The sequence below is a fragment of the Brucella tritici genome (assembly GCF_902825325.1).
GTDB lineage: Bacteria > Pseudomonadota > Alphaproteobacteria > Rhizobiales > Rhizobiaceae > Brucella.
The window spans coordinates 271,911-298,697 of the sequence record NZ_CADEAR010000005.1 but is presented as its reverse complement, the minus strand read 5'-3'; the positions used below and the strand labels follow the sequence as shown (position 1 = coordinate 298,697).

Here is a 26,787-nt window from a genome sequence, read left to right as displayed (position 1 = left end):
TCACTTCTTCCTCTGCCCCACCAGATCCGGTCTCACGATGCGCTCAACTGAAGGAGACGTCGTGTTTGTGGCAGGGTTGATGCCAATCCGGTCATAGGCTTCGTTGAATACGCACAGCACATCTTTGCCTCGTCGCAGAATGAATTTACGGCTTAACGCATGGACCATGACCAGATTGCCATCGACAGTTTTGGGCACGAGGCTCTCCGACCCGTCGGAGTTTTCCATATAGATCGCAGGCATTTCCTGATTGCCCGCAAAGGAGAATGTTGTGATTTTACCGTTGTCGTAGACGCTTTGTGGCTCCAGTGCCTCTGCCCCTTGTGCAGAGTACCGCCAATTGCGCGGACCATATGCCTCGTGAAGCGACAGCACATCGTCAGCATCTTTGGCTTTGGCTTTGCGCGCCTGGGCCGCAGCTTGCTGGCGACGCTGTTCGGCTTCCTCCTGCGGATATCTGAATTTCACATAAAAGTAAGTATTCTCTCCGACTTCTACCGAACCCTCCCGCACCTTAAGTTCCATCTGGTAACTGCGCGTAGACCCGTCCCGACGTGTCGTTACAACAGAGATATTGGTAACCGGTTGGTTTTCTCGTGGTTTTAAAAACAAGATATTACCGGCTGGTGCGACTTCCCAGGCAACGCTGTTGCCAAGGGCCACATGTGCAATTTCCTCATCCCGAGCAAACTCGACTTGAACCGAGGAGCGCAAGGACCCGATGATCCTTGTGATATTGTAAGGCTGATAACTGACAAAACGGACCCGACTGTCCTGCGATGCTGTTGTCGGTATCTCCAGCGCGAGGACATTGGGCACAGATGATGCCAGAAAAAATGTGACAATGATTGGAAAACGCATCAATCGATTGCCTCCGGATCTGCCCGATATTCGCTAACAGCGAAACCAAGCGGGTTCACCAGTCGGTCTGTCGATGACATCGGAGCGTTGGCGTAGGAATAGGTGAGGGTCGCAACAAAATGTGTTGTCCGGACTTCTTCACCGCGGGTTACGCTACGCATGTAGCGTACCGATGCAACGTTCTGATTAATGAGCGCGATGGAGACGATGTTAATCCGCACCGTGGCAGAACGGCCATAGACATTTTGTGGTGATTGCGGATTGCTGCCACGATAAGTAGCTGCGAACCGCGCCTGTTCGGCTTGCGTAGAGAGAAGCGCAATTGTTCGAAAATTCTCCTGGGCTTCGCTCCAGACATAGCCTTCGCGTCCACGAACATATTTTGCCGCAAAATATTTGGTCACGGCTTCGTCGTAAGTGCCAGCGGTCGCCGATAGCGCTGAAACGACATCAACGATCCCGGTAGAATTGTCGACACGAACCACGAAAGGTTCGACAGTTTTCAGCGGCGCAAGGCTCGCAACGGCGATGATTGATATGCCGGCAACAATAGCGGACGCAATTGCGATCGACCACGCCAAGCGATTTGATCGCTCGACCTGAATCATGCGGTCTTGATCAAAGCGACGCGCTTTCTCGAAATAGCTTTTGAGATTGTCTGTCGTAACCATCAATCCTCGCAATCGCCAAAAGAAGCTTCAATATCGAAATGATCAAAAGCCCTGGATGGTTTGCGTTCATCAACAAAGCGCGTGATGGATTCCGCTTTGGACTTCGGCAGTGCACTCGATTTTTCCCATTGCCACATTGCGCGATTCAGTGGTCTTCGCGCATTTCCATCACATTTTGGCAAGGAATTTGTCAGCGACGAACAACTGGCAAGTGCGACCGCGAACCCGAGAACCAAGGTCGGCTTGATCACTGATAAATACCTGTTTTTTATCGCCGCAGACGAGGTCATACGCAGATCTCCTTCGCTCAGAATGCTCTTCTCATCATGCGGGTGCCGCGAGCCATGAACCCCACGCTCCGCGATGTTGCCTTGGCAAGCAATCCTTCATGCGCATCGCGTGAAGCTGTATAGCCGTAAGCCAGAGACGCTCCGCCGGACGCTAGGGCCGAAGCGATGCCTGGAAGCTGATAAAAGACATAAAGAGCGGCAATGCCGACGGCACAAAGCGCGATGGGGCGCATCAAGACATCGGAATAGCCCTCGATTGCTGTAAAAGTTGTGTCGAGACATGCAATCAGCAGCGCTCCAACAGCGACGACAAGAACCTGAAGAATGACAAAATTTGCCACTTGTCCGATCCATGCCTCTGTGAAGCGTCGCGTCGACTGGAACATGGCAAATGCGATGAAGATTGGGCCGATCGCCAGCACGATGGCTAGTGCCAATCGCGCATAAAGTGAAACGACATAGCCTATTCCCGCGACAAGAAAGCTGACGCCAATCACCAATAATCCGCCAACACCAGTTACAATATCGATGGGCCAGGAGGATCGTGACCAGATGTCGGTTGCTGAGTTCTGTCCTTTATCCAGCAGACTATCGAAGGTCGATGCGCTCGGCGCGGCACCGGAATTAAGTGCTTGCGAAATCTCGCGCGGCAGCTGTTCGAAAAAAATATTGGTGACATAGGTCTGGTATTCGCTGGCGTTCTTGACCAGCGTCACGATGATCGCAAGCTTGATTGCGCGAAAAGCAAAATCCAGGATGGGTTCATGCACCGAACCGCGCAAGATAAGATAACCAAACAGGATAACGTAAAGGGTCACGGCAACGGTAAGCGGGCCTGAAAGCCATTCGGCAATATTCGACGTCCCATCGGATATGAACATCTCCAACGGCCGCTTGAATTGTCCATCAATAAACTCGAAAACGTGATACACGGTGCTAGCCTCCAAGCGCCTTGCGTATATTCTGGAAACGCAACTTGCTATTGGCCGCTTCGGCATTCATGCAATTGACCGTATTGCGCAACTTACCTGGATTGTTGCGACACTTGTCGAGAATGCGCGACAGCATTCTGTGATCGGCCAGCAAGTCTTCGACCGTGTAGGTCGCTTCTGCTTTCTCTGTGCATGCGGACAGGAGGACGAACGCTGTCAGGATCAGGAAATTTTTCATTTCAGCGCCCCCTTCATTGCATCCATGCGACGGCGCCAATCTTCTGCCTTGCGCTGATCATCAACCTGCGTTTGCGCCTGCTGAACCATGCGCAAGCCTTCCATACGCAGCACATCGGTTTGCACAAAGGCTTGCTCGGCTAGGAGCCTTGCTTGCAAATCGGCAATTTCCTTGGCTTCACTTGCCGTGGAAACTTTCTGACGGAGTTCATCAATTCCTTCGATGCGTTTTGTTGCGGCGTCGTAAATTTTCTGACCGATCCCCATCTGGCCGGCATTTTTGTTCTGCACACGGGACAGTTCATTTGCGTAAAAATCGTCAGCAGAGGTTTTGTAGGTCGTATTTTTGTCGAGGAATTTTGTTGCAGCATCGTTCAACGCTCCGCTGCCATTGCCTTCGAATAATCCTTCTACGGCAGCAAATTCCGGCGGAAGGGCTTTTCGGATCGCTGGATCATTGAGAACCTGTGCGACATCCGCCATGTCTGTCAGCTTGTTGAAAGAGGTATAAAGCTCTTCGGCCTTCTCAATTTGCTGATGAAGAACATCGAGCTGCGATTTCAACTGCGCGATGCTTTCCAGATGTTTGGCTATCGCTGTTTGATCAATGACAGGAATGCCCTGCCCCATCGCAGCTCCTGTCGACAAGGTCAGCACTGTAGCCATCATTGCGCAAAAGCGTCTGTAGGAAGCCATCAACTTGCACTCCTTCTTTTCTGAAAAACTGGAAGCCAGTCCGCAGGATCGTTTCCGATTTCAGCGCGGATCGTATCGACAAGCTCGACATTTCCGGTACGACCGGAAAGAACAGCCAGTTCATCATCAAGGCCGTTCAGGTCGAGCTCTGCAACGACGCTGTTGTGCCCCTGTTTCAACAAGAATTGCCGGCTTTCGACTGATAGTTCGCGCGCAATCAGTTCGTATTCACGTTCGGTAAGCTTGAACCCATCGACATAGTCAGCGTGATTACCGCGCGAATTCGGGAGGAAAATCTGCGTCGGACATTGCTCGATTATCGTATGTGCAATTGGAGAGATAATCGCATCGCGCGGGCTTTGTGTTGCAAACAGCATCAGACCATTTTGCTTGCGGATGGTTTTGAGCTTGTTTTGCGCCAGATCGCGAAAGCCATCGTCCTGCAGCGCTTTCCAGAACTCATCGATAACGATGAGTATGCGCCTTCCATCAATCAGCTGTTCGACACGATGAAACAGATAAGCCATAAGGGGCGTACGGATTTCTTCATGGTCGAGAAACTCCGTCATGTCGTAACCGACGAACTTCCCGCCCCTTCCTGCCCTCATCGGGGCAAATTCGTTGAGGCCAATATCGTCGTCGTCATTGTCGAAGACCCAGCCAAGCGGCCCTTCGCGTTCCCAACGGCAAAGCCTAGCAGCGATCCCTTCAGGATCGGTATTGTTCAAGAATGTGCGTAGTGCACCAATCGTTCGGCGCTCTCTAGGCAGATCTGATAGGCCATCGATCGCAACAGCGATGTCACGCAGTTCGGTTACGGTCAAATCTCGAACATTGGAGCGAACAAGTTTGCCAACCCACACAGCAAGGAACACTTTATTTTCAGGTGTGAGCTTGAGCGCCTTTAAAGGAGCACATCCGGTCGGACTACCATTTTTGAGCGGAAGATATGTTCCGCCGGCGGCCCGCACATAAAGGTCGGCTCCACGATCCTTGTCGAAGAACACAACATGAGGATCGTGTTTTTCGAGTTGAGAAAGCATGAAGTTGATGATGACCGTCTTACCGGTCCCCGATGGTCCGCACATGAAGGTGTTGCCGAGATCGCCGTAATGAAAATTGAAATAAAACGGCGACCCGGAAGCCGTCTTCAATAGCGCGACAGCTGGCCCCCATTCGTTATTGTCCTTCTGACCGGTCGGATACGAATGATAGGGTGAAAGCGCTGCAAAATTACGCGATGTAATCGCCCCGGACCGTGCACGGTAGCGGAAATTCCCAGGAAGCTGTGCCCACCAGGCGGCCTCTAATCCAAGATCTTCGCGTGCAACGACGGCCCCACCACTCGTAAGACTTGCCCGCGCCTTGGCGAGGTTGTCGGCGAGATCTTTGACGGAGGAAGCAAAGACGGCAAGCGAAAGATGATGCCCGCCCAGAACAAATCGGTTTGATTCAAGGTCGTCCATCGCTTGCTCGAGATCACCAATCTGGGATGCTGCTTTGTCACCACTGCTAAGCATCTGATTTTGCTTACGGCCCAGGATCGATCGAGCGTCTGATTTTGAGGTGAATGCAAAGGATTGCGTCAGGATAAATTCAAATGGACTCGAGAGCACCCCATCGAGCATGCCTGTTCTGGTGCGAGCTGGATATTCTTTGAAACTTAGTATACCGGCATAGCGGCTTTCAGCCTCGTGCCGGATCTCGACAGTTTCTCGCCCAATGATAACGCGGTCAGAGTAAATAGCGGAAGAAACTGGTCCTTCCGTCAACGGAACGGGCTCGCGCCTACCACCAACCAGTTGGTGCAAAACTTCGCTCAGTTGTGAATACACAAGCCCGCCTCGCTCATAAAGCGAAAGCACGCGCGGGTGAAACCGCTCCAGGCCTGCAGTTACATCAATTACCTTGTCCTGGAGATCTTTAAATGCCTCCTCATCAAGTTCGACATTTTGCGCTCGTCTTAGCTTTGAAAAAAATCGTGTCGTTTTATCTGCACCGTAACGGGCCGGAGACCAGAGCAGCGTGAGATAAAGGTCGTTACAAAAGAGGCTTTCGCCAGCCATCTTGAGGCGATATTTTTCGTTAAGGGCGTTCGAAAACGCTGCCGAAAATTCTCCGTCCGGATAACTGTCGTTCCGCCGCCTGATAACATGCGTCCATAAGGCAAGCCGCTCATCGGCGATGTTGCGATAAAGGGTGTTGAGGTCACGGTGTAATCCATTCAAATCGAGCACATCTGCCGTTTCGAATGACACTCCTTCCAGTGCGATCATCACCATCAGCGTTCCGGCGTTAAGAGCAATCGTCGTCTCATCGACATGACGGACGTAAGGAATGTAGATTTCCGGTCGAAGTTCCCGGACCTTTAGCTTCATGATGTCAGGCAAGGTTGAGATCCCTTTCATCATATCGACGTATCAGGCAAAGCGGAGATAGCGTTGCCCCACCCCAATATCCGCTATTGCGAGATCGACCACGCGTATCCACCCATGCGAGCACAATGCGAAACATGTTATGGTCGTGTTTGATGAGAGCTCGAAAAACGAAATGGAAAACGATGCCGACAAGAGCATAGGAAATCGAGCCAGCAACGAGATAGAATATCGTCGTTGTCATGACGTTGATGCCCATGGCCTCCATCGTCACGCCAGCAACCATAGCGGGTCGGGTGCAGGCAAGAAACAACGTGTCTTCCTCGAAGATTGGCTCAACACTTATCATCGCTCAGCTTCCGACGATGGTACCAACAAGCTCAGATGAACCAGCAATGACGCCGATCCCGATGATCCAGTACCCTGCCCGACGCAAATCCATGTAACCAAACATCCATGCGATGGCGATCACGATCACCGCAATGGTCGCAAGCAGTCTGAATATGTTGCCGGTGAGAAGATCAACGATGTTTTGGAGAATGGTTTCGATACCAGCTGCTTGTGCAAATGCAGGCTGGCTCACTATCGGCACAATGGCCGCGGCCATAATGCAAGAGGCGAAAATTGGACGGAGTCGGCAATAGAAATTCATTCGCTTTGCTCCTTTTGATTGTTCTGAAACACGAGAACCGATAAATTGCGTGAGTTCCTGAAGACATCCCACGAGGACACAGGTGGGACGAAAGCTGCTTCCCCCGGGGCATTATTGGCCGCGCTCGGCCTGCTTCTGCTCGTCACAGGGGCAACAGATGGATCATGTACAGCGCCCCTTTTCTCCACGGCATTTTCGATGACGAGCTTGGCCATGGTTGGCCGCAGTTGTTTGATTTTCTGGAAGACCTGTTCGTCGTATCGGACCATTTCACCGATCGAGGCGTCACCACGCCCATACCAGGATCTCAGCATGCGTTTTTCAGCCCTTACCGGGTCGAAATTTTCTTCGACTGCATGGCGATAATAGCCATCGAGAAGATGAGCAGTTGTTTTGAGATTCAAACAGGGATCGAATGCGTCAGCGATCGATAGATTTGATTTTCTCAAGTCCTCAAGGCTGATACCGCCCAGACCAAGCTGAATGTCCTGCTGCTCGGCGACAAGTGAAGTTGCAACCTCGATCGCTTCGGCTTTTGTCGCTGGTTGCTGCTTGAGCGGCAAACCGCTGTTGATGCGAATATTAAAAGGGGCAAAACCACTTTCCAGGCTGACGACACCGGCGAGCGTTTCGGGCGAAACAAAAGCTGCGCAAGTTTGAGCGAGAACGAGAAACGAAACAGGCATGGCTTAGTACCACACTCTGTGCTTACCCAAGTGATCGATAGTCACATCGATATAACTCGGTTTTTCGCGAACGAATGGCCGGGTGGTTACATATGCCAAGCATTGATTGCGGCTATTGTTTCGCTGCATTCGCGGCGAGATGACCGTCTTTTCAGTGGAAGCGATGCTTCTTTCGTTCCGGCAAAAGGCGCCATCCACAGCCTGAAGAGATGTTGAGATACATGTTGCCGCACGTCCGCCTGCACTTTGTCCGGCAAATAGACGATATCTGGATTGACAATAATACGGCTCATAGCGCGGCCGCGAACTTTTAAAACCAATACCATTGCATGTGGGAAATGCATGGCCTCTTGCCAGCCAACTCCAGAGTTTCTGGATAGGCGGTCGACATTCGGAATATTGCATTGGGCCGCCGGGATTGGATAAACACAGGATAACTTGGCATCCCCAGCTTTCGGCCCGAGCGTCGGGGGCTTGAATGAGGTATAGTGAACCGCAACCCATAACCCCTATCGCAAGTTTTAAGAGAAGGCTTCTCATGCTCATAACTCCGTTATCGACCGTCTTTCGACGTTATGATGAAGTAATGTCATCAGCACTCATACTGATTAAATAATGCATAGTTAAAAAAATGGCAAGCTTTTTAAGTGATCGATGGCAAAGTCAGGCACTGGCGGTTTTCGCGGTTCGTGAAATTCTCGAAAAACCGCTCGCGGATGAATCACCTCAATCCCGCATCAAACAGATTGGAATGGTAAACATCCTCTATATGATGCATCAGGCTCATGAGCCTTTAACCCTTGCAAATGTTATGGTTTTTACAGGAATGACCCGCGGTGGCGTCATTGAAACGATGGACACTCTTGTACAACGTGGCATTCTGACCGAAACAATGGGCAAGAATTCCATGGGCAGAGGCACAGCGCGACAGTTCGATTTTGCGCCTGAGGTTTTTGCGCAAATTCGGTCAATAAATTAATGGATACTGGCGCCTATACTATAAAAATTATTTCAACTGGATCGACATTCATAAGCTTTGCAGACTCAGCAAACCGAAACAATCATAAAAAGGACATGCTTCCGACTGAATTTTTCTGCGCCATCTATCGCGCATCGTTCATTTCTTCCAGATAATCGGAACAGATTTTCTCAATCTGAGCGATAAGCAGGTTCGTTTGCTTCAGGAGCCATCGTAGTGCTTCCTCGGTGATATCAAAATGCGGAGAATACCGCGCCTTCACGTAAGCTTCATTGACGATATTGAACCACGCCTTGTAGCGCTGTTGATCTTGCGGCCATGCCTTGGCCAGTTCATTGCGTTGCCCTTCAGAGATCCGACGCAAGAATTTCAGGTTGTGTGATGACGGAGAGTAGTTTGTTGTTACCAACAGGAACGTGGAATACGCCTGTTCTATCGCTTGATGGAGCAGGAAGGCAGCCTCTTTGAAATCTCCCTCCTGACAATAAAACGCGGCTCCCTTTGCAAATTTACTAGCATGCGGCAGCCGGTCGCCGAAATATTCCTTAGCGATACGATAGGCGTCTTCCGGATTAAGAATACCGGGTTGGGCGAGCGGCTCGGGATCGAGTTCGTAAAGTACAATGCCTTCTTTGCGGATGTCAGTGAAGAAATATCGCCCTTCCTTAATTCGCGTGTTTACCTCACGCAAAGAATGGACGATGAAGTTTACCGGAGTCTGCACATCACGCAGGCGCATAAGCCGGTCTTCGGTTTTTCGCCAGAACTCAAAGTCCGCCAGCTTACGATTGTTGACGATAATCAGCAGGTCAAAATCGGAACGGTAGCCTTTGCCGGTATACGGTTCATCCACTTGTGTGCCGCGCGCATACGATCCGAACAAAATGGTCTTGACGATACGACCGCGCTTCTTGAACTCGGCCGCCCCCTCCTTGAGCGCATCCTCGAATTCCTCGAAGATAACTTCCAGCACGCGCTGCAACTCACGCTGCTTTACGTGAGGCAAGTGATCAATACGGTCTTTCATCAGCACGGGCGCACCTGTTGGTCAAAAGTAAGGGCGAACTATTTTGAATGTGGGCTTAAATTGCAAAATTGAACGACGTCGATCAAGAAAGCCTTTGCAAAGTTTGTGCGATTTTATTCCTATGTGGCTCTGCCGACGAGATAGGAGTTTTCTCCACCGATCCTACAGCGCTTATTTTCCTTTGTTGTTGCGCTCCTCGAAATATCTCGAATTTCATCTAAACCTTATTTCCGATTGTTGCCACAACTATTTGATTCTGTTACAAGAGGGTGCATTCTCAAACAACACATGCCAGGGACGACGATACAGCGATTGCTGTTAAAAAAGCCGTCATGCGGTCTCCACAACGTCCGGCTCTATTCATTGAACCCTCCGCCGGGCGCAGGAGGAATGCTTGTGTTGCAAATTTCGAATGTGAGAGCCGCCCGGGAACTTTTGCAGCAGGATGCTATCCGTTATGGCGCTGAAGACAGTCTGATTGTGGATGCCACGAGGCGAATCTATGCAGACACAGCCCCCACAGCTGCCGCGCTTTTTGCACTCGACGCCTGGTTCGAAGACGATCAGCGAAATTTTCAGTTCTGGACGCGGATTTTTCAGCGCCTCATGAATTGAAACGTAAGCGCCGTCTACGCCCCATTGATTTTACAATTTCGGCTACGGGGCAAAGCTACCAGCGGGCCGGATGTGAGCTCACCGGATAGTATCTGACGAGCTCATTGTGAGGCTTTGATGCGGACGGCATAGGCCCATGGCATCAGGGCATCGATATCTTTGGCGAGGTGGCCGTTTGCGAGGCGGGTGAAGAGGTCGCACAGGTATGCGTAGGGCTCAACGCCGTTCATTTTGCACGTGCCGATCAGGCTGGCAAACCGGGCCCATTACGGCCCCCTTCATCATGCCCCGCAAAGAGCGCATTGCGGCGGTTCATAGCCGGTCGGCGGATCGCGTTTTCCACGAGGTTGGAGTCGATATCGACGTGGCCGTCGTCCAGGAACAGCCGGAAGCCGTCCTGCCGCGTCAGCATATAGGCCAGGGCTTTTCCGAGGTCAGACTTGCGTGAGACACGCGAAGCCTGGGCTGCGATCCAGGTAAAGAACGCGTCCACCAACGGGAGGGACAGGTCCTGTCGGACTACACGACGATGTTCGGGATCTGAGCCCCGGATACTGTCTTCGATCTTGTAGAGCGCGGCAATCCGCAACAGCGCCTCATCGACGATGGGAGATCCACTCTTTGGCGTGGCCTTGATCAGCTTTCTGCGCCCGTGCGCCCAACAGAAAGCCAGCTTCAACGGGTCGCCACCCACCCGGTCCGACGTGGCGAGGTGAAAGTAACCACCGTAGGCATCGACCTGGATCGTGCCGTTGAACCCGCTGAGGATTTCAGCGGCATATTCGCCTTTACGTCCAGGCCGATAATGGAACACCACGCCCGGCGGCGCAGAGCCATTCCATCCACGATCGTCGCGCAGCACGGCCCATAGATAACCGGTCTTCGTCTTGCCTCGTCCCGGATCCAGAACCGGGGCGCTGGTCTCGTCGACATAGAGCCGCGTACTTTCCCACAGCAGCCGTTTTGCCATGTGGTCGACCACCGGTGCGATTTCGCTGCCCGTGCGCCCCATCCAATCGGAAAGGACCGTGCGGTTTATCGGCACCCCATGTCGCGCCATGACTTCGGCCTGCCGGTTGAGCGGCATATGTTCGGAATGCTTGGAGACGGCAATCTCAGCCAGAAGGGCTTCCGTCGGCCAGCTCCCTTCCAAAAGATGCGCCGGCGCTCTGGCTTGGATGACGCCCGTTCGACCCTTGGGGCATGCGTATTTCGGGCGGAGCGTGACGATCACCTCGTAGCGCGCCGGGACCCGGTCGAGCCGTTCCGTCCGATCCTCGCCGATCCGCACCATGTTGCCGCAACCGCAGGGACAAACGATGCTCTCGGGCTCGATCACCCGCTCGACCCGCGGCAGGTGTTCGGGCAGTGCACGGGCCTTGCGCTCCTTGCGAGGAGCGACTTTTTCCGGATCGGATGCGCTGGCTTCGATCTTCTTCTCGACGGCGGCGATCCGTGCCTGTGTTTCGGCGATCGCCGTTTCAAGGTCTTCCAGCGCCAGTTCCAACTGCGCCGGATCGAGCTTTTCCGATTTCGGCCCGAACTTCGTGCGCCGATAGTCGTGAACCTGCCCCTCAAGCTTCTCGATCAGTTCTTTCAGCTCGGCGATGAAGGCGTCCTTTTCGGCAACCACAGCCTGCTCATGCTGACGTGCGGCACGCTCCACCTTAAGCTCGAACTGCATCGCCGCAAAGGCTTTGACAACCTCTGGCGGAAGGTCTGGAAACAGGCTGAGATCAAGCGGCGGCGACATGCGGCCTTATAGCAAAGCAGCACAAAAAAGCCAAATAAAACAATGCAAAGACCGCCGGATATTCACCCTGCCGCCGACAGCGCGCTCACCCGTTGCGCCATGACCCGTCGCCAGTCAAGACCTTCGAACAAAGCCTCATATTGACCCCTGGAAAGACGCATCGTCCCATCCTGAACCTTGGGCCAGGCAAAGTTTCCATGCTCAAGAATTTTGCAGATGAGCACCAGCCCTGTACCATCCCACACCAGGATCTTCAGGCGATCCCCGCGCTTCGACCGGAAGATCACCGTCACCCCGGAATGCGGGTCGAGCTTCAACTCGGTCTGCACCATCAGAGCCAGCCCCTGATGCCCACAGCGGAAGTCAACCGGCCGCGTCGCGATCAGGATCGGCAAGCGTTGGCCAGCGACGATCATGACGCTCCTCGCACAGCAGCGACCCGTTCCACCGGCACATCGCCAGGAATCCGCATCACGACGTCTGAGCCAATTTCCAACGTCAACACCGCTGATCCCGCCTGCGGCCTGTCGCAGGCCAGCTTTGGCAGCGACAAAGGATTGCCAGGCTCAGGCGGCTCCGCAGCGATTGCCAGAGGCACGAATGCGGGCTCGGCACCATCGTGCGACGACGGCGTCGTTGCCGCCGCAAACGGCAGGGCCAGAATGCCGTCGCGCACCTGACGTCGCCAGTCGGAAAGTTGGTTTGCTACAACACCGTGACGACGCGCGACATCCACAACGCGCGCACCAGGCTCAAGGCTTTCCGCGACAATGCGAGCCTTCACGTCATCCGGCCATCGCCGGTTACCGCGGCGCGGCTCAACGACCTCATAGCGACCAACAAATCCATTATCCATCATTCAACTTCCAGATAAACCTGGAAGCCTTCTCGCATGAGCAACCATGCTCAAAAAGCAGCGGACCCAATGGGACGGAGACGGCGCTTACATTGAAACTTACTGAAACGGGTCTGCAGGCCGATCGAGCGCGTAGCCCCGGCCCTGCACCGTTCTGATCAGATTTGGACCATGCCGCACCAATGCACGCCGGATATGTCCGATATGAATGTCGACCGTACGTGGCTCGACGATAGCTCCTCGACCCCATACAGCATCGATAAGGTCCTGCCTGCTCCAGACAATTTCAGGCTTTTGCATGAGCGCTTCAAGTAGATTGAATTCTAACGGTGTGAGATCGATGTGATGACCGTTTCGATACACCCTGAATTGCGAACGGTTCAGCAATAGGTCGCAGTAGGTCAAAACAACTCGTGTGGCGCTAGTAGTCGTGAAATCGCCTCGGTACCTTTGGAGAAACTGTAGCAAAATAAATGGATCGAACGGGCGTTTCAGAACAAGATCCAATCGTTCATTGATCCCGAGCCTACTATCGATACCGCTCTTTGCCAGTAAAATCAGTGCGAGACCGGGAAGCTGCCCCTTGAGGTGAGAAAACTCGAAAAGGTCAGCCTCGCCGCTGTCCAGTATCAAGACGCTCGCATTCAGTTCGCCGCCTATCTCGGCACTGGTCAGGTCTCTGATCTCTGATACGAGTTCCGCATCGAATCCTTCAACCGAGAGCAGATGACGAAGCATCAAAAACAATTGCGCGTCAGATGTCTTTATAAGAATCTTCGACATAACATTCATCGTCCTGCTGAAGCACTATTAAGGGGAAACGTATTCTCCCCCGTTTACATCGATCGTGGCGCCATTGATGAAGCCAGCGTTTTCCGACGCCAGGAATGCGATCACTGTTGCTACGTCGTCAGGGCTTCCCAACCGACCGACCGGAATACGTGAAAGGGCATCACGATTTGAATCGGAATCAATCGGGCCAGTCATTTCGGTTACGATATGTCCCGGCGCAACAATATTGGCCGTAACTCCGGTCCCGCCAAGCGTAGACACGAGAGAACGAAGACAACCCGATAGCGCAGTTTTTGATGCGGTATAAGCGCTGCCAGCGAGCCTGGGTAACGTCCTGCCAGCAATAGAGCCAACCAAAACAATTCTCCCGAAGCGCCATTTAATCAGATCCGGTAGAACGTGTTGGCAACAAAGGACAGGTCCGATCAAATTGGTTGAAAGGACTACGTTCCATTCCTCGATCGACGTATCGACAAACGCTGCAGCTTTGCCATCCTTGGCTTTAGGCGATACGCCAGCATTACAGATCAGAGTGTCTGGCGAACCCCAATAGCTTCGCACCTCATCGAAAAAGCCAACAATTGCTGTCGGCTTATTTATGTCTACACTTCGATAAAAGATGGCATCATCCCCGAATTGCGAAATGAGCATTTCGCCAGCCGCCGAGACTCGCTGAGGTGTCTGCCCGAAAAACGCTACTTTGTAGCCTTCGCTAACCAATCGTCTAACCGTTGACAGCCCAATGCCTGAGCTGCCCCCGGTTACGACTGCTATACGCTCCCGCGCTCCAACCGTCATGCTGCCTGATCCATTGCCGCAAAAAGAGAAAGCGGAGGATGAGCGTCGTGATCGGTAATAACTTCGATGAGCGAGGGTTTACAGCTTTCAATACTCAGACGTAGCTGCTCCGATAAGTCAGTAGCATTATCGACGGTGGCAGATCGACATCCGCACGCTGAAGCGACCGCCGCGTGATCGACCGGTGCAAAATGGCACGCCGTTGTATAGCGGCCGAATTTTACGGTTTCCGCATCTTTCTGGAAGCCTAGCACGCCATTATTCAAGAGGACGACGGTGACGGGTAACTGCATACGCATCATCGTTTCCAGTTCCGCCCAGCTATGCGCAAATCCACCGTCTCCCACAATGGCAACCACTGGCTTGTCAGGACGAGCGGCCTTTGCCCCCATCGCAAGTGGTAGACCCCATCCAAGGCCAGCGAGCCCGCGCGGCGTAATGAATCTCGTGCCCACCTTGCGACAGCGCAACTGACCGACAACCCACATGGACGAATAGCTCGCATCCGCCACAACTGTCACGTCGTGGTCGAGCCAGGGCTGCAATTCCTGCATAACGCGCTCAGGCCGCATGGCCCCTGATCGGTCATCAAGAACTGGTCGGCGAGCTTCATCATATTCCGCCCAGAAACCGGCAATTCTTTCTTCATAATTGAGGCGAGGCATACTGCGCCGAAGGAAGTCTCGTTTAGACAATGTTTTGCACAAGGCCGTGAGCGTTTCGCGTGCATCGCCGTGCAAACGCAATGCCTCGTAATTGCGCCCGATCTCTCCGGGATCGATGTCAATGTGAATGATTTTAGCCGAAGAAGGAATCTGCTGCCAATTGTCAGTTCCGTTCTGATTGGTGCGTGTTCCGGCAAGAATAACCAGATCTGCTTCATTCATGAGGTGACGACTGTAGAAGCCTAGCGAACGAGGGCCAGTCAGAGACCCTAGAACGCCAGCAGATAGAGGATGGAATTCGTCAACCACCCCTTTGCCCATATTCGTCGTGAATACAGGAAGGGAGGCTATCTCCTGAAGACGAGCCAATGCTGCCGCTGCACCACCGGCATGAATACCGCCGCCAGCCAGCACAACCGGGGCTCGGGCTTCAGCAATAGTATCCGCTGCGGTCTGAATGAGGTCGTCGGATGGACGAAACCTGTCAAGCGGCCAGTAGCCCAGACAAGCAGTTCTCGGCTTATCGATTTTCGGAGCCGGGCTACGCAGCAGATCTGCCGGTAACAAAAGCGCAACCGGTCCGGCCCGCCCACTTGCCGCGGCGGTAAAAGCCGCATCAATGTAGTCATCGACGCGCTCGGCTACATTAAGTCGACGGACCCATTTAGTACAGGATTGGAAGAGGGCGATTTGGTCGATATCCTGAAAGGCGTTCTTGTCAGTTTGGTTTCGCTCGACATCCTGTACAAGCGCGACCACTGGAATACTCGCCTTCATAGCTTCGGCTAGTGGCGGAACAAGCAGCGTCGCTGCGGGACCGTTCTGCGCCGCGACGACACTCACCTTGCCGGAAACCCGGGCATAGCCATCCGCCATCGCTCCGCCCATATTCTCCTGACGATAGGCGATCTGGCGAATGCCGTGAGCTTCGGCTGCAAGAATAACAGCGGAAGGCAAACTCTGTGCGAAGATCACCTCCACGCCATGGCGGACAAGTGCTTGTGCGATACGTTCGGCAACGCTGTCTGTAATTGCGACATGTTTCATGGATGGTCCTCCCGTACGGGGTTTTGTGCAAGGAAATCATCAAAAAGCGAGGCAATGAGGTCGACCTCTTTTTCGCCCATCGGGGTCGATAGGCTGGCCGCGGCTCCAAAGGGCAACAGAACACCATTCCGGACGAAGTACCGTGTGAGCTCTCGCATGCGCATAGCCCGATCAGGCGACATGATTGAAGCGCGATAATCAGTCGGAGCTTCACGGTTGGGATGAATGCGGAAGAGGGAAGCGGCTCCAGTGATCGAATAGGGAGCCTGCCGCGACTGAGCGATCTGCGAGAGACGCGAACGCAAGGCATCTCCTAGTTCTTCAAGCCGTGCGAAGGCATCGGGCGGCAATGCATTCATAGCAGCAAGACCTGCAGCCATGGAGACCGGGTTAGCGGAGAATGTCCCACCTTGCGGAACTGGTAGCTTACCGTCCCGTTTTTCGAAAACCGACATGACTTCCGCGCGCCCGCCGATGGCTCCAATTGGAAAGCCGCCACCAATGATCTTGCCGGTTGCTATCAGATCGGGACGAAGACCGTAACGGTCCGAAGCCCCCCCATAACCTTGCCGGATATTCAACACCTCGTCGGCGATCAGCAGAATGCCATGCTCTTGCGCGAAGGTTGTCAGTGCCTCGATAAATCCCTGGCTTGGCGCAAATAGCCCGGCGCGGCTCGGCATCGGATCAATCAAAATACCGGCGATCCGATGCGCGTGGCCTTCGAGTTTCGAAACAATCCCCTCTTTGTCATTGAACTGGAGCACGATCACATCGTCGCCAAGGCTGGATGGCGCACCATGATATCCTGGCCGTGCAACGTTTCGACCGGACCCGTTGGTGGGATAGGTGCCGGTTTGCCCCGTTTCAGCCCAATCGTAACTCCCGTGATAAGCTCCCTCAAAGCGAACGATCGCAGAACGACCTGTGAACGCTCGAGCGGCCTTGATCGCGAACATGACCGCTTCGGTCCCGCTGTTGACGAAGCGAACCTTTTCCATTGCCGGGATCCGCGAGATCAGCAATTCAGCCAGTGCGACCTCGTGTTCCGTCGGATTGGAAAAACAGGTCCCGTTACGCAAAAGCCTCGCAACCACTTCCGCAACCGGTTCGAATCCGTGTCCGTGTATAAGCGTGGTGAAGTTGTTGTTGAGGTCCAGAAGACGGTTATCGTCCACATCAACCAGATAGGCGCCCTCACCACGTTGAATGTAAATCGGTGTTGGATCGATATCGATCGTGACGCGTGACACACCCTGCGGCAAAACCTGCAGGCAGCGGGCGTAAAGACGTGACGATTCCGTTCTCTCCACCGGATCGCCACGGTTTATTCTCGGACTAGGTATCATTGATTGGGCCTTTAAAACGCACATCAGCTAATGCTTTTGCGTTAGCTTCACAATTTTGTTGCAACAAAAATGCGAAAGGTCAAGCCCATACAACAAAAAACTATCTCGCCGAGGAGCGCGCTCGTGCCGCCTGGCGCAAGCGCCGATAGCCATCCCGAATGTCGTTCTCGAATGCGGCGCGCAGGGATGCGCCATCCTTGTCCTCTAGCGATTCAATGGCTAGCTGGTGGTTTCGAACGCCGTATTTTTCTTCAGCAAACTCTGGATAGAGATCGTAAAGTGATGGGCCAACCCTAAGCCAGGCTCCTTCGATCATGGATAGAAGCCGGGGCATTCCGGCCATTCCGTACACATGAAAATGGAAATCCTTGTTATGCCGCAAAACCGTCTCGTAAGCACGACGATCCAGTGCATCGTTTATATAATTCTGAATATCTTTAAGTTTTTCAATATCTTCATCGGTAACCGAGTTAACTGCCAGCTGTGCCGCCAGCCCCTCCAGGGCGAGCCGAATTAGTGTGATCTCGCGCAAACTGTCTTCATTTAAAACCGGTACGATTACAGTTTTTGGTCCCGAATAGACCAGTGCGCCTTCGCCGGTGAGCCGGTTGATAGCGTCCCGCGCAGGGGTGGAGCTAAATCCGAGATCTTCCGCTACGGCTCGGACCGTAAGTTTCTTGCCGGGCTTATATTCGCCTCGTATCAGGCGCTCCTTCATCTCGCGGTATGCGACGTCGCCAAGGCCAGGTGCCTGCCCTTCATTGGCCTGGTCCGACAATTTTATCGCGCTCATCTAAGCCTCAATCCCTGTTGACACATCAGAATTATGATGCAACAAAATGACCATGTAAAGTTTTTGCAAAGTTTTTGTCGCGTCATTTTAGGTTTTAGCAGCGCGTACTCATAGAGTCACGCGGTAGCTGGATGAGCACGTCTATGCGTCTGGAACGTCAATGATGCATTTTGCATCGAGGACCGAATGCAAAGGCACAGATACCAACGTGGTTTCAGGAGGAAGAAAGATTGATCGGTCAGAAATTAATGCTTGCTGGCGTTCAGAAAAGATTTGGCGAAACGTGGGCTGTCCATGAAACCACGCTTGACATCCGTGCAGGCGAATTCGTTTCAATAATCGGACCGTCCGGATCAGGCAAAACGACTTTGCTCACCATGGTCGCCGGCTTCGAACAACCGACGAACGGAAGGATAATTGTAGGAGACGTAGATATAACCACCCTGCCGCCCAACCGGCGTAACGTCGGCATGGTGTTCCAGAAATATGCGCTGTTTCCCCATCTGACGGTTCGGCAGAATATTGCGTTCCCGTTGAAAATGCGACGACTGGGCTCGAAGACAGATATCCGGTCTCGCGTCGATGAGATGCTTGAGCTGATCAGACTCAATGACTTCGCTGACCGCTATCCAAACCAGTTGTCAGGTGGACAACAGCAGCGTGTGGCCGTCGCCCGCGCGCTGGTTTTTTCTCCGCCCGTCATCTTGATGGACGAACCGCTCGGTGCCCTCGACAAGAAATTGCGAGAGGCAATGCAGTTTGAGATCAAACGCATTCAGGAGAATCTCGGAGCAACAGTAATCTACGTCACCCACGACCAGGAAGAGGCGTTGACCATGTCCGACCGCATTGTGGTAATGCACGATGGCTGCGTCCAGCAGGTTGGTACCCCCTCCGAGCTCTATAACGAACCCAATGGAACCTTTGTTGCCGACTTCATCGGCTCTATCAATTTTATTCCGGCGACTTATCGCGGCAACAAAAACGGCAAGTGCATTCTTGATATCTCCGAACGTGTTGCTGTGGAACTTGATGCGCTGCTTCATCCCAAACTGGCTCACAAATCTATCGGTTCCGAAATCAGGCTAGCCGTGAGACCGGAACATGTCGGCATCTTTTCCGACCCGAAAAAGGGGCAACTGTCCGGAACTGTTGAGGCTTCCGTCTTCATCGGTTCGAGCACAGTTGTCCTGGTAAGGCTAGACGCTTTTCCAGATATCGACCTGCGTGTCCAATTGCCTGCAACAACATCGTCACCGGTGTTGCGAAAGAATAGCCGCGTCGGTGTAAACTTGGACACCCTCTCGCTCCTGACTTTCGACCTTGAAACGAGGTTGGCCGCATGAGTTCGTTGTTTTCCGGTTTCGACACATTCCTTAGAGGAAGATCCGCACGCCAATACCCGCCGGTAATATCATGGTTTCTGGTACTACCTTTATTAATTCTACTGGTCGTCGGCTTTATGTATCCGATCGGCCGACTCATCGCTCTTAGTTTTTCGGACGATGCGATAAGCTATGGACGCATCGTTGAGGGAAGTCTTTATCTTGATGTCCTGGCTTCCACGGTTGGCGTTGCGGTCGCTGTGACTGCCATTGGATGCGTGCTGGGCTTTCCTGTCGCTCTGACCATGGCAAGAGCAGGAAAACTTGCAGGGATTATAGCGGCGATTTGCGTCTTCATTCCGCTCTGGACTTCGGTTCTTGTTCGCTCCTATGCCTGGATTGTCCTGTTGCAGCGGAATGGGATCGTGAACGGGTTTCTGAGCGCCGTAGGTTTAACTGAGCAACCCTTTAAGCTTCTTTACACGCAAGGAGCGGTGACATTGGCGATGGCACATGTTCTCATGCCTTTCGTTGTACTGCCCATCTATGCTGCGCTCAAAGCTATACCCAAGGACCTTGATCGAGCTGCTCTGAACCTAGGCGCAAATCCCTGGAAGGCTTTCTTCTTCGTCACATTTCCTTTGTGTCTTCCCGGGATCTTTGCCGGAGCCACCCTATGCTTTGTTTTGGCGCTCGGCTTTTACATAACGCCCGCTCTGGTTGGAGGGCCGGATTCCATGTTGATGGCAACGCTGATCGGTCAGGAAACTACTGTGACGCTGGATTGGCCCTTCGCTGCTGCTCTTTCAACTGTGTTGCTTGGCATGACAATTATCTTTGTCGCGTGCTTCCGACGAGTACTAGCGCTCAATAAGGGGTTCGGAAGTGTCCATTAATCAGCTCTCTACAATCGGTTCGAGACCGGAGACCGGGACTTCAAGAATGTCACTGAAAGAATGGCGCATGGGTAATCTTGCCTGGAAACTGTTCGCGGCCTTCTTCGTGAGTATCATCTTGTTGTTTCTCATCCTACCCACACTGATCATCGTTCCAATGTCGTTCAGCCAGACGGATTACCTGCAATTCCCACCGCAAGGTCTGTCGTTAAGATGGTATGCTGCATATTTCGGCGACCCTGACTGGATGGCTTCAACATGGTTCAGTCTGAAAATCGCCTTGGCGACAGCCCTGACTTCTACCGTTGTGGGAACCATGGCGTCTCTCGCTTTTGTTAGAGGCGAGCTCCCCTTCAAAGGGGTGTTCCAGGTACTGACGATCGGCCCGATGATTGTTCCGCATATCGTTCTTGGCGTTGCCCTCTATCTGGTTTTTGCACCGCATCAATTGACCGGAACCTTTTCGGGATTTCTGGTCAGTCACACAGTCCTGTCGGTTCCATTCGTGATGATTACCGTAGTAGCGGCTCTACAGCGCTTCGACCCAGCACTGGAGCTTGCGGCCCTGAATTGCGGAGCAGGACGTGGCAGAGCGTTCTTCCACGTCACTTTGCCAATGATCGCCCCAAGTATAGGGGCCGGATTTGTCTTCGCCTTTCTGGCCTCTTTCGATGAAGCCACCGTCGCGTTCTTCATTTCGGACATCAACGGCAAGACAATCGGTAGAAAAATGTTTGAAGACATTGACTTTAATCTGACACCAACCATCGCAGCCGCCTCGACGGTCATCGTTTTGGTGTCAATGTGCCTGATTGCACTTTCCTTCGTGCTTTCACGATCCAAGCAACATTGAGAAGTGGGGAAATCGTCATGAAATCTCAAAGCGTTAAAGATATTGCTCGCAATTCGTTGGTTTTGGCGGTGACCCTGGGGGCGGCCTTATATGCCGACATCGCTCACGCAAGCGATGTCATCATCGCATCAACAGGAGGCGCTTATGATCGCGCTTTGAAGGAAGCCTGGTTCGATCCGTTTACCAAACAGACGGGGATTCGCGTAAAAATTGTCTCCGCCACCAATTCAGAAATGCGCGCTAAGGCCTCAGCAATGGTCAAGGCCGGAAACGTTTCCTGGGATCTTTATCTTGATGGAGAAATCCAGTCGGAATCCGAGGCTCATCGACTTGTAACCGAAGATCTGAGCGAGTTTTGTAAAGCATTCGCTGACCGGCCTGATTTGCCCGAGAATGCGTGTGCGCCGGGCGGTGCTTTGCTCCAGTCGACCGCAACGTTGCTCGTCTACCGGAAAGAAAAGAAAGGCCAACGGGAACCGCAGACATGGGCGGATATGTGGAATACTGCCGAGTTTCCCGGGGGCCGGGCGTTCCCGAATTTTGACGATCCCTGGCGTGTATTGGCTGCCGCGCTGCTTGCTGACGGTGTAAAACGGGACGAACTTTTTCCCCTTGACGTCGAGCGGGCATTCAAAAAACTAGATGAAATTCGTCCCTCAGTTTCGTTGTGGTGGAAAAGCGGCGACCAAAGTGTTCAAGGTTTCCGCAATAATGAATATGCATTGGGACAGATTTGGCTTACCCGTGCGAGAGCTATGCAAATTGAAGGTCTTCCTATCGGCTGGTCTTATGACGCATCTTTTCTTGTAGGCGATCGCATTGCCCTCATTAAAGGAGCCCCCAATCGTGAAAATGCACTCAAACTGATAGCTTTTTGGCTCGACAATCCGATCGCCCAGGCAAAAGCTTGCGATGTCTTGGCCTGTACACCACCAAGTACAGAAGCGATCGCTATGATGTCCGCCGAAACAAAGCGCTTCATGCCGACGGCCGAACAGGTGCAAGACAGCGTCGTCATTCCTGATGCTAAATGGATAAACGAGAATGCCAGAATGTTACTGCAAAAATGGAATCTGTGGGTTCGGGGGTGAAATTCACAATAATAAGCACCCAAAAAATCGCACGCCCTCGTTGGTTCTTGTCTCGATGACAAAGCCAATAGGACGAAAAGAAAATAGGCACTGGTTTGGGTGCTTAAAATGTTATCACAGTTTCCATTTCCAGGCGCAAGGTGGGCCGCTCAGGATAAACAATTGATGAACGAACCGATCGGGGCGTTTCAATTTACAAGCCATAAAAAAATTGGTCCACCAGCCTGTATCAGCCCACCTGCTCGCTGTCGTCGGATGGTATCCAAACTCGATCAACAAAGTTGCCGCCGATGTTCCCCGCACAAATGCAATGCATCGGATGAACTCAGCAGAGCCCGATTTTCCGTTTACTTTGCGCATCTCGAGCTTCATCCACGGATACCCAGAAGCAAGCTTCCTCGAGATATTCGGGCTACAATGTTAGCTACCCACACCCAATATTTTTTTGATATCACATATTTTGCTTTCCTACCAAGTCATCATACTCTAAAAATGATATTTATTGAAGCTTCTGATTTTTTTATTAAAATTACTCCATTGAATGTATCTTTTTGACGCAACATTCATTCCGACGGAGACCCCTGCCTTGAATATTAACGTATCAATCTGCACACAGGATCCCCAAACATACCTTATATTGGGGCATATTCTCAGCGTCGCGGGGTACAACCCAAACCTGTTGCAACTCCCCTTCTCCACAGATTTCTCCCTTGAGACGATTCCATACGCTATATTATTTGACACAAGTGAAAACACAGATCCGATTTTTGAACTTTGCGCCTCAATTAAACGTAATTCCATGACCGAATCGATAATTCTTGTCGCCCTGCTTCATCCATGCAACGAGCTGACTTTCCTAGATTTTTTGAAGTCTGGATTTGACGAGTGCTTTCCGCATCCATTCACTCCCGAACGAGTTTTATCCTTCTTGCAAGATCGGCGGCCTGTCTCGACAAACACAACCTCGTCAACATTACCTCCTCGTAAAAATACCTTTGGTAACCTGGACATGAGCCCTGAGGAAAGAACTCTGAGACACGGAGAAGTTGAAGTACAGCTACCCCCGATCGAATTCCGCATTCTGCAAGGATTTGTCGATGCGCCCGGTCAGGTGATGAAGCGAGAACAGATTATAAAAATGGGCTGGCCACCGCATCGTTATGTCCAACCCCGCACCGTAGACGTTCACGTCGGCAATCTGCGGCGTCGACTGCGGAAATTGACCGGTAAAAATATGATACGTACAGTACATACGACAGGCTACGCATTTGATTATTCCCAATAACTTTGCACTTTATAAAAATAAAGATTTTTTTAATACTTCATAAAAAAGTCTTCATAAATACTTTGTTGCATTGCACCTAAACAAAAACTCAAATGTTGGCACCACGATGGAGGATGTGATGCCAAAGAGTTCGAATGAATCGCTTCCGCACTATTCAAAGGCCGAAGCGCGCAATACAACCAAAGTCATCGATACCGCTGTCTCCCATTTCGACGCAGCCCACCTTCAGGGGGTTATGGCGCTGTATGCAACCCCATACCCGGGACGACAGGTCTTGTTGAAAGGCCAAGAAGACCCGATCGTCGATTTCGTCAGATGTTCTTACCTCGGATTGGATAATCATCCTCGTATCATTGCTGGAGCTATTGATGGAATCCGCCAAAACGGCAGCTTGCACTGGTCATGCGCGCGGACAAGGTTGAACTTCGCTGACCTTTACCGACTGGAAGAGAGCCTCTCTGATCTATTCAAGGCCCGTGCCATAACTTACACGACGGTTCTAGCTGCCAATATGAGCGCACTTCCACTTGTCGCATCAGGGCATCTGACTGGAGGTGTAAAGCCAGTCATGGTCTTTGACCGTTTTGCACATGCAACACTTGCTTATCACAAAGCCGTCATCGCAAACGAAACTTCCGTACGAACAATTCCCCACAATGATTACGGAGCACTTGAAGACATATGCAAGGAAAACGGGAAGGTAGTCTACGTCTGTGACGGCGTTTATTCGATGGGAGGACACGCACGAATAAATGAACTGAAGCGATTACAGGAGAAATTTGGCCTATTTCTGTACATCGATGATGCGCATGGGGTTTCAATATTCGGAGAGAATGGCGAAGGCTATGCGAGATCCCAATTTGGGGATCTCGGAAATCGAACGATTATCGCTACTTCATTGGGTAAGGGCTTTGGAGCATCTGGTGGCTTGTTGATGCTTGGAACCGGAATACAGGAAAGCTTGTTTCGCCGCTTTGCAATTGCACACGCATTTTCGGCATCCATGAACACTGCAGCAATTGGCGCCGCCCTGGCATCCGCCGAGATCCACCGATCGCCGGAACTAAAACAACGACAGATCGCACTTTGCGAAAATATAGCGCTTTTCGACAGACTTTTGGAAACAGCGCAAACCGGTTCATCGATGCCTATCCGCACTATTCCAATAGGCGACGAAATGACGTCCATCGCATGCGCCCAGGAACTATTGAAGCACGGCTTCTACGCTTCGGCTATATTTTTTCCGACGGTAGCGAGAGGCGCGGCGGGACTGCGCGTATCGATAACAGCCAGCCATCAATCTAATCACATCGAATGTTTCTGTAACACCGTTCGCAACATCATAAGCAATATCATGCAGGACGGCTTGCCCTAGCGCGCCGCTCCAGCTTTCGCATTGTCCCGTAGCGCTGCGTAAACTCCAATTGGGTTCATACCATCTGGGCATTGATCGCAAGATATTGATCGCTGACAAATGCTCGGCTGCACAGAACTTTTAAGTTGGCACACATTTTTATCTTTGGACGCATTGGAGACTTACACCGATTGGAATGAAACGAACCAAAAGGCCTCAAAAATGAGAGATCGAATATATAAACATATCGATGAAATGTTCATTCCTCATCCGCATGCTAAAGAGGTTGAAGAACAATTCAGCGAGGAAACTGGTACCTACATCCAGCATACTTCGACAAGAAAAAATATACGAACCCTGGATTTTGGGAATGCTTTCCTGGTTGTGAGAACAACTGACGCTGGCGTTCACTTCCGGATTGAAGCTGAGGATATCCTCACCTACCACGGCATCTGGATCCTGCTACACGGAGGCAGCGTTCACCACATTTGGAACACCCAATAATGGCTCCCTAGCTGCCCTGTAAGATCCAGGAAATATAAATAAATGATAAACTGGGAAATGAACATTTCCCCCAATCCGACAAATGTTTCACACCGGATATGCGTCGCAATCGGTTAAAATTTTTAGGTTTTGCATCCCGACAGTTTCTGCAATGTCCCTTTGGATTCCGAAATTCAATGAACTATCTGCAAACTCAAACTTTTCAAACGATTGCAACAAAGAGTGCTGCGTTATTGTTTATCCCCGTTTCCCTCGCCGCTGATACCCCACCGAAAGCCAACGGCCACGGATATTTGGCTACGAATGGGGCTGAAGAATACGCCGCAAATCCTGAATATCGGTTTGAATACGATGGCAAAAGCCGATGTTTACCGCGTAAAAAGCTGGCGAAACAGTTATTCTGAACGACGCAGACCTTCATCGTAACCGGTGTTCTCCCCCCACATTGTCCTTCGCCGCCTAGTCTGTGATCGAGATTTTCATGGATGAAGAACGGGAGTTTCTCCATGGAGACCTCATAGTTTCTCACAACCAGGAAGCCTGGGCGTGAGGCTCACCGACATTGGCCTGACGAGATCAAGGCGAAGATCGTTTCGGAAAGCTTGAGGCCAGGCACGACGGTCAATGAAGTTGCGCAGCGCTATGGATTGCGAGCCAACAGCCTTTCCACCTGGCGGACGATGGCGCGGCAGGGCAAGCTGATCCTGCCAGCACCGGAGGATGCGATAGAGTTCGCGGCGGTGATCGTCGATCCGCCTAATTCGGAACTGCCGCCTAAAATGCTCAGTCGTCCCGAGATCGTCCTCGGTCCCGTCGCCATCCGTCTTGAGGAAGGTGCGTCTGCTGCCCGGATCGCCGCAATCGCGGCTGGGAAGCACGGGATCGGATGAAAAAGGATCTGGCGATCTGTGCTTTGAAGAAGGCTATTGCAATCCGGCAACCAAGGCCGGGACTGATCCAACACTCGGACAGGGGAAGCCAATATGCCAGTTATGAGTATCGCAGAATTCTCGAAGCTCACAAAATGCTTCCATCAATGAGCGGAAGAGGAAATTGTTATGATAATTCGATGGTAGAAACCGTCTTCAAGTCGATCAAGGCGGAACTGATCTGGCGCACTGTATTCCAGATCAGAAATGACGCAATCAAGGCCATTGGCGAATACATTGACGGGTTCTATAATCCCGTGCGCAGACATTCTGCCCTCGGGTATAAATTACCGATCCAGTTCGAGATGATAAACCATAAATTAGTGACAGAACCTCTCCACTAAGTCGGCCGTGAATTATCTTTAAGCCATTGAATTAACGTTCTGAATGATCGTTTATGGCTGTGGTTTATTGCAAGGAAATAGTAATTTGGTGCGCGTTTCCTTGCAATTTAAGAATTCGCTTTCGCTGATATC

At 52.0% G+C, this 26,787-nt stretch carries 29 protein-coding genes and 3 pseudogenes; 12 read left to right on the top strand and 20 right to left on the bottom strand.

Features of this window, described 5'->3' with window-relative positions; translation table 11 throughout:
• From virB9 to HWX93_RS22975, 11 genes are read right to left on the bottom strand one after another with little or no spacing between them, the layout of a single operon-like run.
• Entirely contained in the window at positions 1–861 is an 861-nt protein-coding gene (gene virB9, locus HWX93_RS09810; RefSeq protein ID WP_176037262.1) for a P-type conjugative transfer protein VirB9, read from the bottom strand.
• The gene (locus HWX93_RS09805) at positions 861–1,532 is read right to left on the bottom strand and encodes a virB8 family protein (protein WP_176037261.1); all 672 of its coding nucleotides are present in this window, start codon (positions 1,530–1,532) and stop codon (positions 861–863) included. The genes virB9 and HWX93_RS09805 overlap by 1 nt, the downstream gene beginning before the upstream one ends.
• Positions 1,532–1,822, bottom strand: coding sequence for a hypothetical protein (locus tag HWX93_RS09800; protein ID WP_235969095.1), 291 nt, complete (start codon positions 1,820–1,822; stop codon positions 1,532–1,534). Before HWX93_RS09800 ends, HWX93_RS09805 begins: the two co-directional genes overlap by 1 nt.
• Positions 1,823–1,839: 17 nt before the next feature.
• A complete protein-coding gene (locus tag HWX93_RS09795; protein WP_176037260.1) occupies positions 1,840–2,754 on the bottom strand; it encodes a type IV secretion system protein in 915 nt (304 codons plus the stop codon).
• 4 nt (positions 2,755–2,758) lie between these two features.
• The gene (locus HWX93_RS09790; RefSeq protein WP_176037259.1) at positions 2,759–2,992 is read right to left on the bottom strand and encodes an EexN family lipoprotein; all 234 of its coding nucleotides are present in this window, start codon (positions 2,990–2,992) and stop codon (positions 2,759–2,761) included.
• Positions 2,989–3,687: a P-type DNA transfer protein VirB5 gene (gene virB5 / locus HWX93_RS09785; protein WP_176037294.1), complete on the bottom strand. Its 699-nt coding sequence runs from the start codon at positions 3,685–3,687 to the stop codon at positions 2,989–2,991. Before virB5 ends, HWX93_RS09790 begins: the two co-directional genes overlap by 4 nt.
• Entirely contained in the window at positions 3,687–6,095 is a 2,409-nt protein-coding gene (locus HWX93_RS09780) for a VirB4 family type IV secretion/conjugal transfer ATPase (protein WP_176037293.1), read from the bottom strand. Before HWX93_RS09780 ends, virB5 begins: the two co-directional genes overlap by 1 nt.
• Positions 6,070–6,411, bottom strand: coding sequence for a type IV secretion system protein VirB3 (locus tag HWX93_RS09775; protein WP_176037258.1), 342 nt, complete (start codon positions 6,409–6,411; stop codon positions 6,070–6,072). The genes HWX93_RS09780 and HWX93_RS09775 overlap by 26 nt, the downstream gene beginning before the upstream one ends.
• A gap of 3 nt (positions 6,412–6,414) precedes the next feature.
• A complete protein-coding gene (locus tag HWX93_RS09770; protein WP_176037257.1) occupies positions 6,415–6,714 on the bottom strand; it encodes a TrbC/VirB2 family protein in 300 nt (99 codons plus the stop codon).
• Entirely contained in the window at positions 6,711–7,400 is a 690-nt protein-coding gene (locus HWX93_RS09765) for a type IV secretion system protein VirB1 (protein ID WP_176037256.1), read from the bottom strand. Before HWX93_RS09765 ends, HWX93_RS09770 begins: the two co-directional genes overlap by 4 nt.
• A 3-nt stretch (positions 7,401–7,403) precedes the next feature.
• Positions 7,404–7,940, bottom strand: coding sequence for a hypothetical protein (locus HWX93_RS22975; RefSeq protein WP_235969094.1), 537 nt, complete (start codon positions 7,938–7,940; stop codon positions 7,404–7,406).
• A 91-nt stretch (positions 7,941–8,031) separates the two neighbouring features.
• Here HWX93_RS22975 and HWX93_RS09755 point away from each other — a divergent pair, with 91 nt between their 5' ends.
• Positions 8,032–8,379 carry a transcriptional regulator gene (locus HWX93_RS09755; protein ID WP_176037254.1) on the top strand — a complete coding sequence of 116 codons (348 nt, stop codon included), beginning with the start codon at positions 8,032–8,034 and terminating at the stop codon, positions 8,377–8,379.
• A 124-nt stretch (positions 8,380–8,503) separates the two neighbouring features.
• On the opposite strand, the gene HWX93_RS09750 is transcribed toward HWX93_RS09755, so the two are convergent.
• Complete coding sequence (locus HWX93_RS09750; RefSeq protein ID WP_176037253.1) at positions 8,504–9,406, bottom strand: nucleotidyltransferase and HEPN domain-containing protein; 903 nt, start codon at positions 9,404–9,406, stop codon at positions 8,504–8,506.
• Between the two features lie 390 nt (positions 9,407–9,796).
• Here HWX93_RS09750 and HWX93_RS09745 point away from each other — a divergent pair, with 390 nt between their 5' ends.
• Positions 9,797–10,021, top strand: a complete 225-nt coding sequence (locus HWX93_RS09745; protein ID WP_006472023.1) for a hypothetical protein — start codon at positions 9,797–9,799, stop codon at positions 10,019–10,021.
• Positions 10,022–10,122: 101 nt separating this feature from the next.
• Here HWX93_RS09745 and tnpC read toward each other — a convergent pair.
• The 8 genes and pseudogenes from tnpC to HWX93_RS09705 all read right to left on the bottom strand — a co-directional run bounded on the left by tnpC (position 10,123) and on the right by HWX93_RS09705 (position 18,074).
• Positions 10,123–11,774: pseudogene (gene tnpC, locus HWX93_RS09740) on the bottom strand (IS66 family transposase).
• A gap of 62 nt (positions 11,775–11,836) precedes the next feature.
• Positions 11,837–12,190 (bottom strand): IS66 family insertion sequence element accessory protein TnpB, encoded by a 354-nt coding sequence (gene tnpB, locus HWX93_RS09735; protein WP_176037252.1) that lies wholly within the window; start codon positions 12,188–12,190, stop codon positions 11,837–11,839.
• The gene (tnpA, locus tag HWX93_RS09730) at positions 12,187–12,633 is read right to left on the bottom strand and encodes an IS66-like element accessory protein TnpA (protein WP_176037251.1); all 447 of its coding nucleotides are present in this window, start codon (positions 12,631–12,633) and stop codon (positions 12,187–12,189) included. The genes tnpB and tnpA overlap by 4 nt, the downstream gene beginning before the upstream one ends.
• A gap of 96 nt (positions 12,634–12,729) precedes the next feature.
• Complete coding sequence (locus HWX93_RS09725; protein WP_235969093.1) at positions 12,730–13,413, bottom strand: winged helix-turn-helix transcriptional regulator; 684 nt, start codon at positions 13,411–13,413, stop codon at positions 12,730–12,732.
• 27 nt (positions 13,414–13,440) lie between these two features.
• Positions 13,441–14,220 carry an SDR family NAD(P)-dependent oxidoreductase gene (locus HWX93_RS09720; protein ID WP_176037249.1) on the bottom strand — a complete coding sequence of 260 codons (780 nt, stop codon included), beginning with the start codon at positions 14,218–14,220 and terminating at the stop codon, positions 13,441–13,443.
• Positions 14,217–15,932 (bottom strand): acetolactate synthase catalytic subunit, encoded by a 1,716-nt coding sequence (locus HWX93_RS09715; protein ID WP_176037248.1) that lies wholly within the window; start codon positions 15,930–15,932, stop codon positions 14,217–14,219. Before HWX93_RS09715 ends, HWX93_RS09720 begins: the two co-directional genes overlap by 4 nt.
• Complete coding sequence (locus HWX93_RS09710; protein ID WP_419190818.1) at positions 15,929–17,281, bottom strand: aspartate aminotransferase family protein; 1,353 nt, start codon at positions 17,279–17,281, stop codon at positions 15,929–15,931. Before HWX93_RS09710 ends, HWX93_RS09715 begins: the two co-directional genes overlap by 4 nt.
• A gap of 100 nt (positions 17,282–17,381) precedes the next feature.
• Positions 17,382–18,074: a GntR family transcriptional regulator gene (locus tag HWX93_RS09705; protein WP_176037246.1), complete on the bottom strand. Its 693-nt coding sequence runs from the start codon at positions 18,072–18,074 to the stop codon at positions 17,382–17,384.
• A gap of 230 nt (positions 18,075–18,304) precedes the next feature.
• Between HWX93_RS09705 and HWX93_RS09700 the strand changes: the two genes are divergently transcribed.
• The 10 genes and pseudogenes from HWX93_RS09700 to HWX93_RS09655 form a co-directional block, all read left to right on the top strand.
• A complete protein-coding gene (locus tag HWX93_RS09700; RefSeq protein WP_176037245.1) occupies positions 18,305–19,420 on the top strand; it encodes an ABC transporter ATP-binding protein in 1,116 nt (371 codons plus the stop codon).
• Complete coding sequence (locus HWX93_RS09695; protein ID WP_176037244.1) at positions 19,417–20,295, top strand: ABC transporter permease; 879 nt, start codon at positions 19,417–19,419, stop codon at positions 20,293–20,295. Before HWX93_RS09700 ends, HWX93_RS09695 begins: the two co-directional genes overlap by 4 nt.
• 67 nt (positions 20,296–20,362) lie before the next feature.
• On the top strand, positions 20,363–21,148 hold the full coding sequence (locus HWX93_RS09690; protein WP_176037243.1) for an ABC transporter permease: 786 nt from the start codon (positions 20,363–20,365) through the stop codon (positions 21,146–21,148).
• Between the two features lie 17 nt (positions 21,149–21,165).
• Positions 21,166–22,239, top strand: a complete 1,074-nt coding sequence (locus HWX93_RS09685; RefSeq protein ID WP_176037242.1) for an ABC transporter substrate-binding protein — start codon at positions 21,166–21,168, stop codon at positions 22,237–22,239.
• 586 nt (positions 22,240–22,825) lie between these two features.
• Positions 22,826–23,524 (top strand): winged helix-turn-helix transcriptional regulator, encoded by a 699-nt coding sequence (locus HWX93_RS09680; RefSeq protein ID WP_235969092.1) that lies wholly within the window; start codon positions 22,826–22,828, stop codon positions 23,522–23,524.
• 106 nt (positions 23,525–23,630) lie between these two features.
• The gene (locus HWX93_RS09675) at positions 23,631–24,899 is read left to right on the top strand and encodes an aminotransferase class I/II-fold pyridoxal phosphate-dependent enzyme (RefSeq protein WP_176037240.1); all 1,269 of its coding nucleotides are present in this window, start codon (positions 23,631–23,633) and stop codon (positions 24,897–24,899) included.
• 99 nt (positions 24,900–24,998) lie between these two features.
• Positions 24,999–25,382, top strand: a complete 384-nt coding sequence (locus HWX93_RS09670) for a hypothetical protein (protein ID WP_176037239.1) — start codon at positions 24,999–25,001, stop codon at positions 25,380–25,382.
• 176 nt (positions 25,383–25,558) lie between these two features.
• The gene (locus HWX93_RS09665) at positions 25,559–25,786 is read left to right on the top strand and encodes a hypothetical protein (RefSeq protein WP_176037238.1); all 228 of its coding nucleotides are present in this window, start codon (positions 25,559–25,561) and stop codon (positions 25,784–25,786) included.
• Between the two features lie 159 nt (positions 25,787–25,945).
• A pseudogene (locus tag HWX93_RS09660) lies at positions 25,946–26,272 on the top strand (transposase); the annotation flags it as partial.
• A pseudogene (locus HWX93_RS09655) lies at positions 26,236–26,655 on the top strand (DDE-type integrase/transposase/recombinase); the annotation flags it as partial. The pseudogenes HWX93_RS09660 and HWX93_RS09655, both read left to right, overlap by 37 nt.
• Positions 26,656–26,787 lie beyond the last annotated feature (132 nt).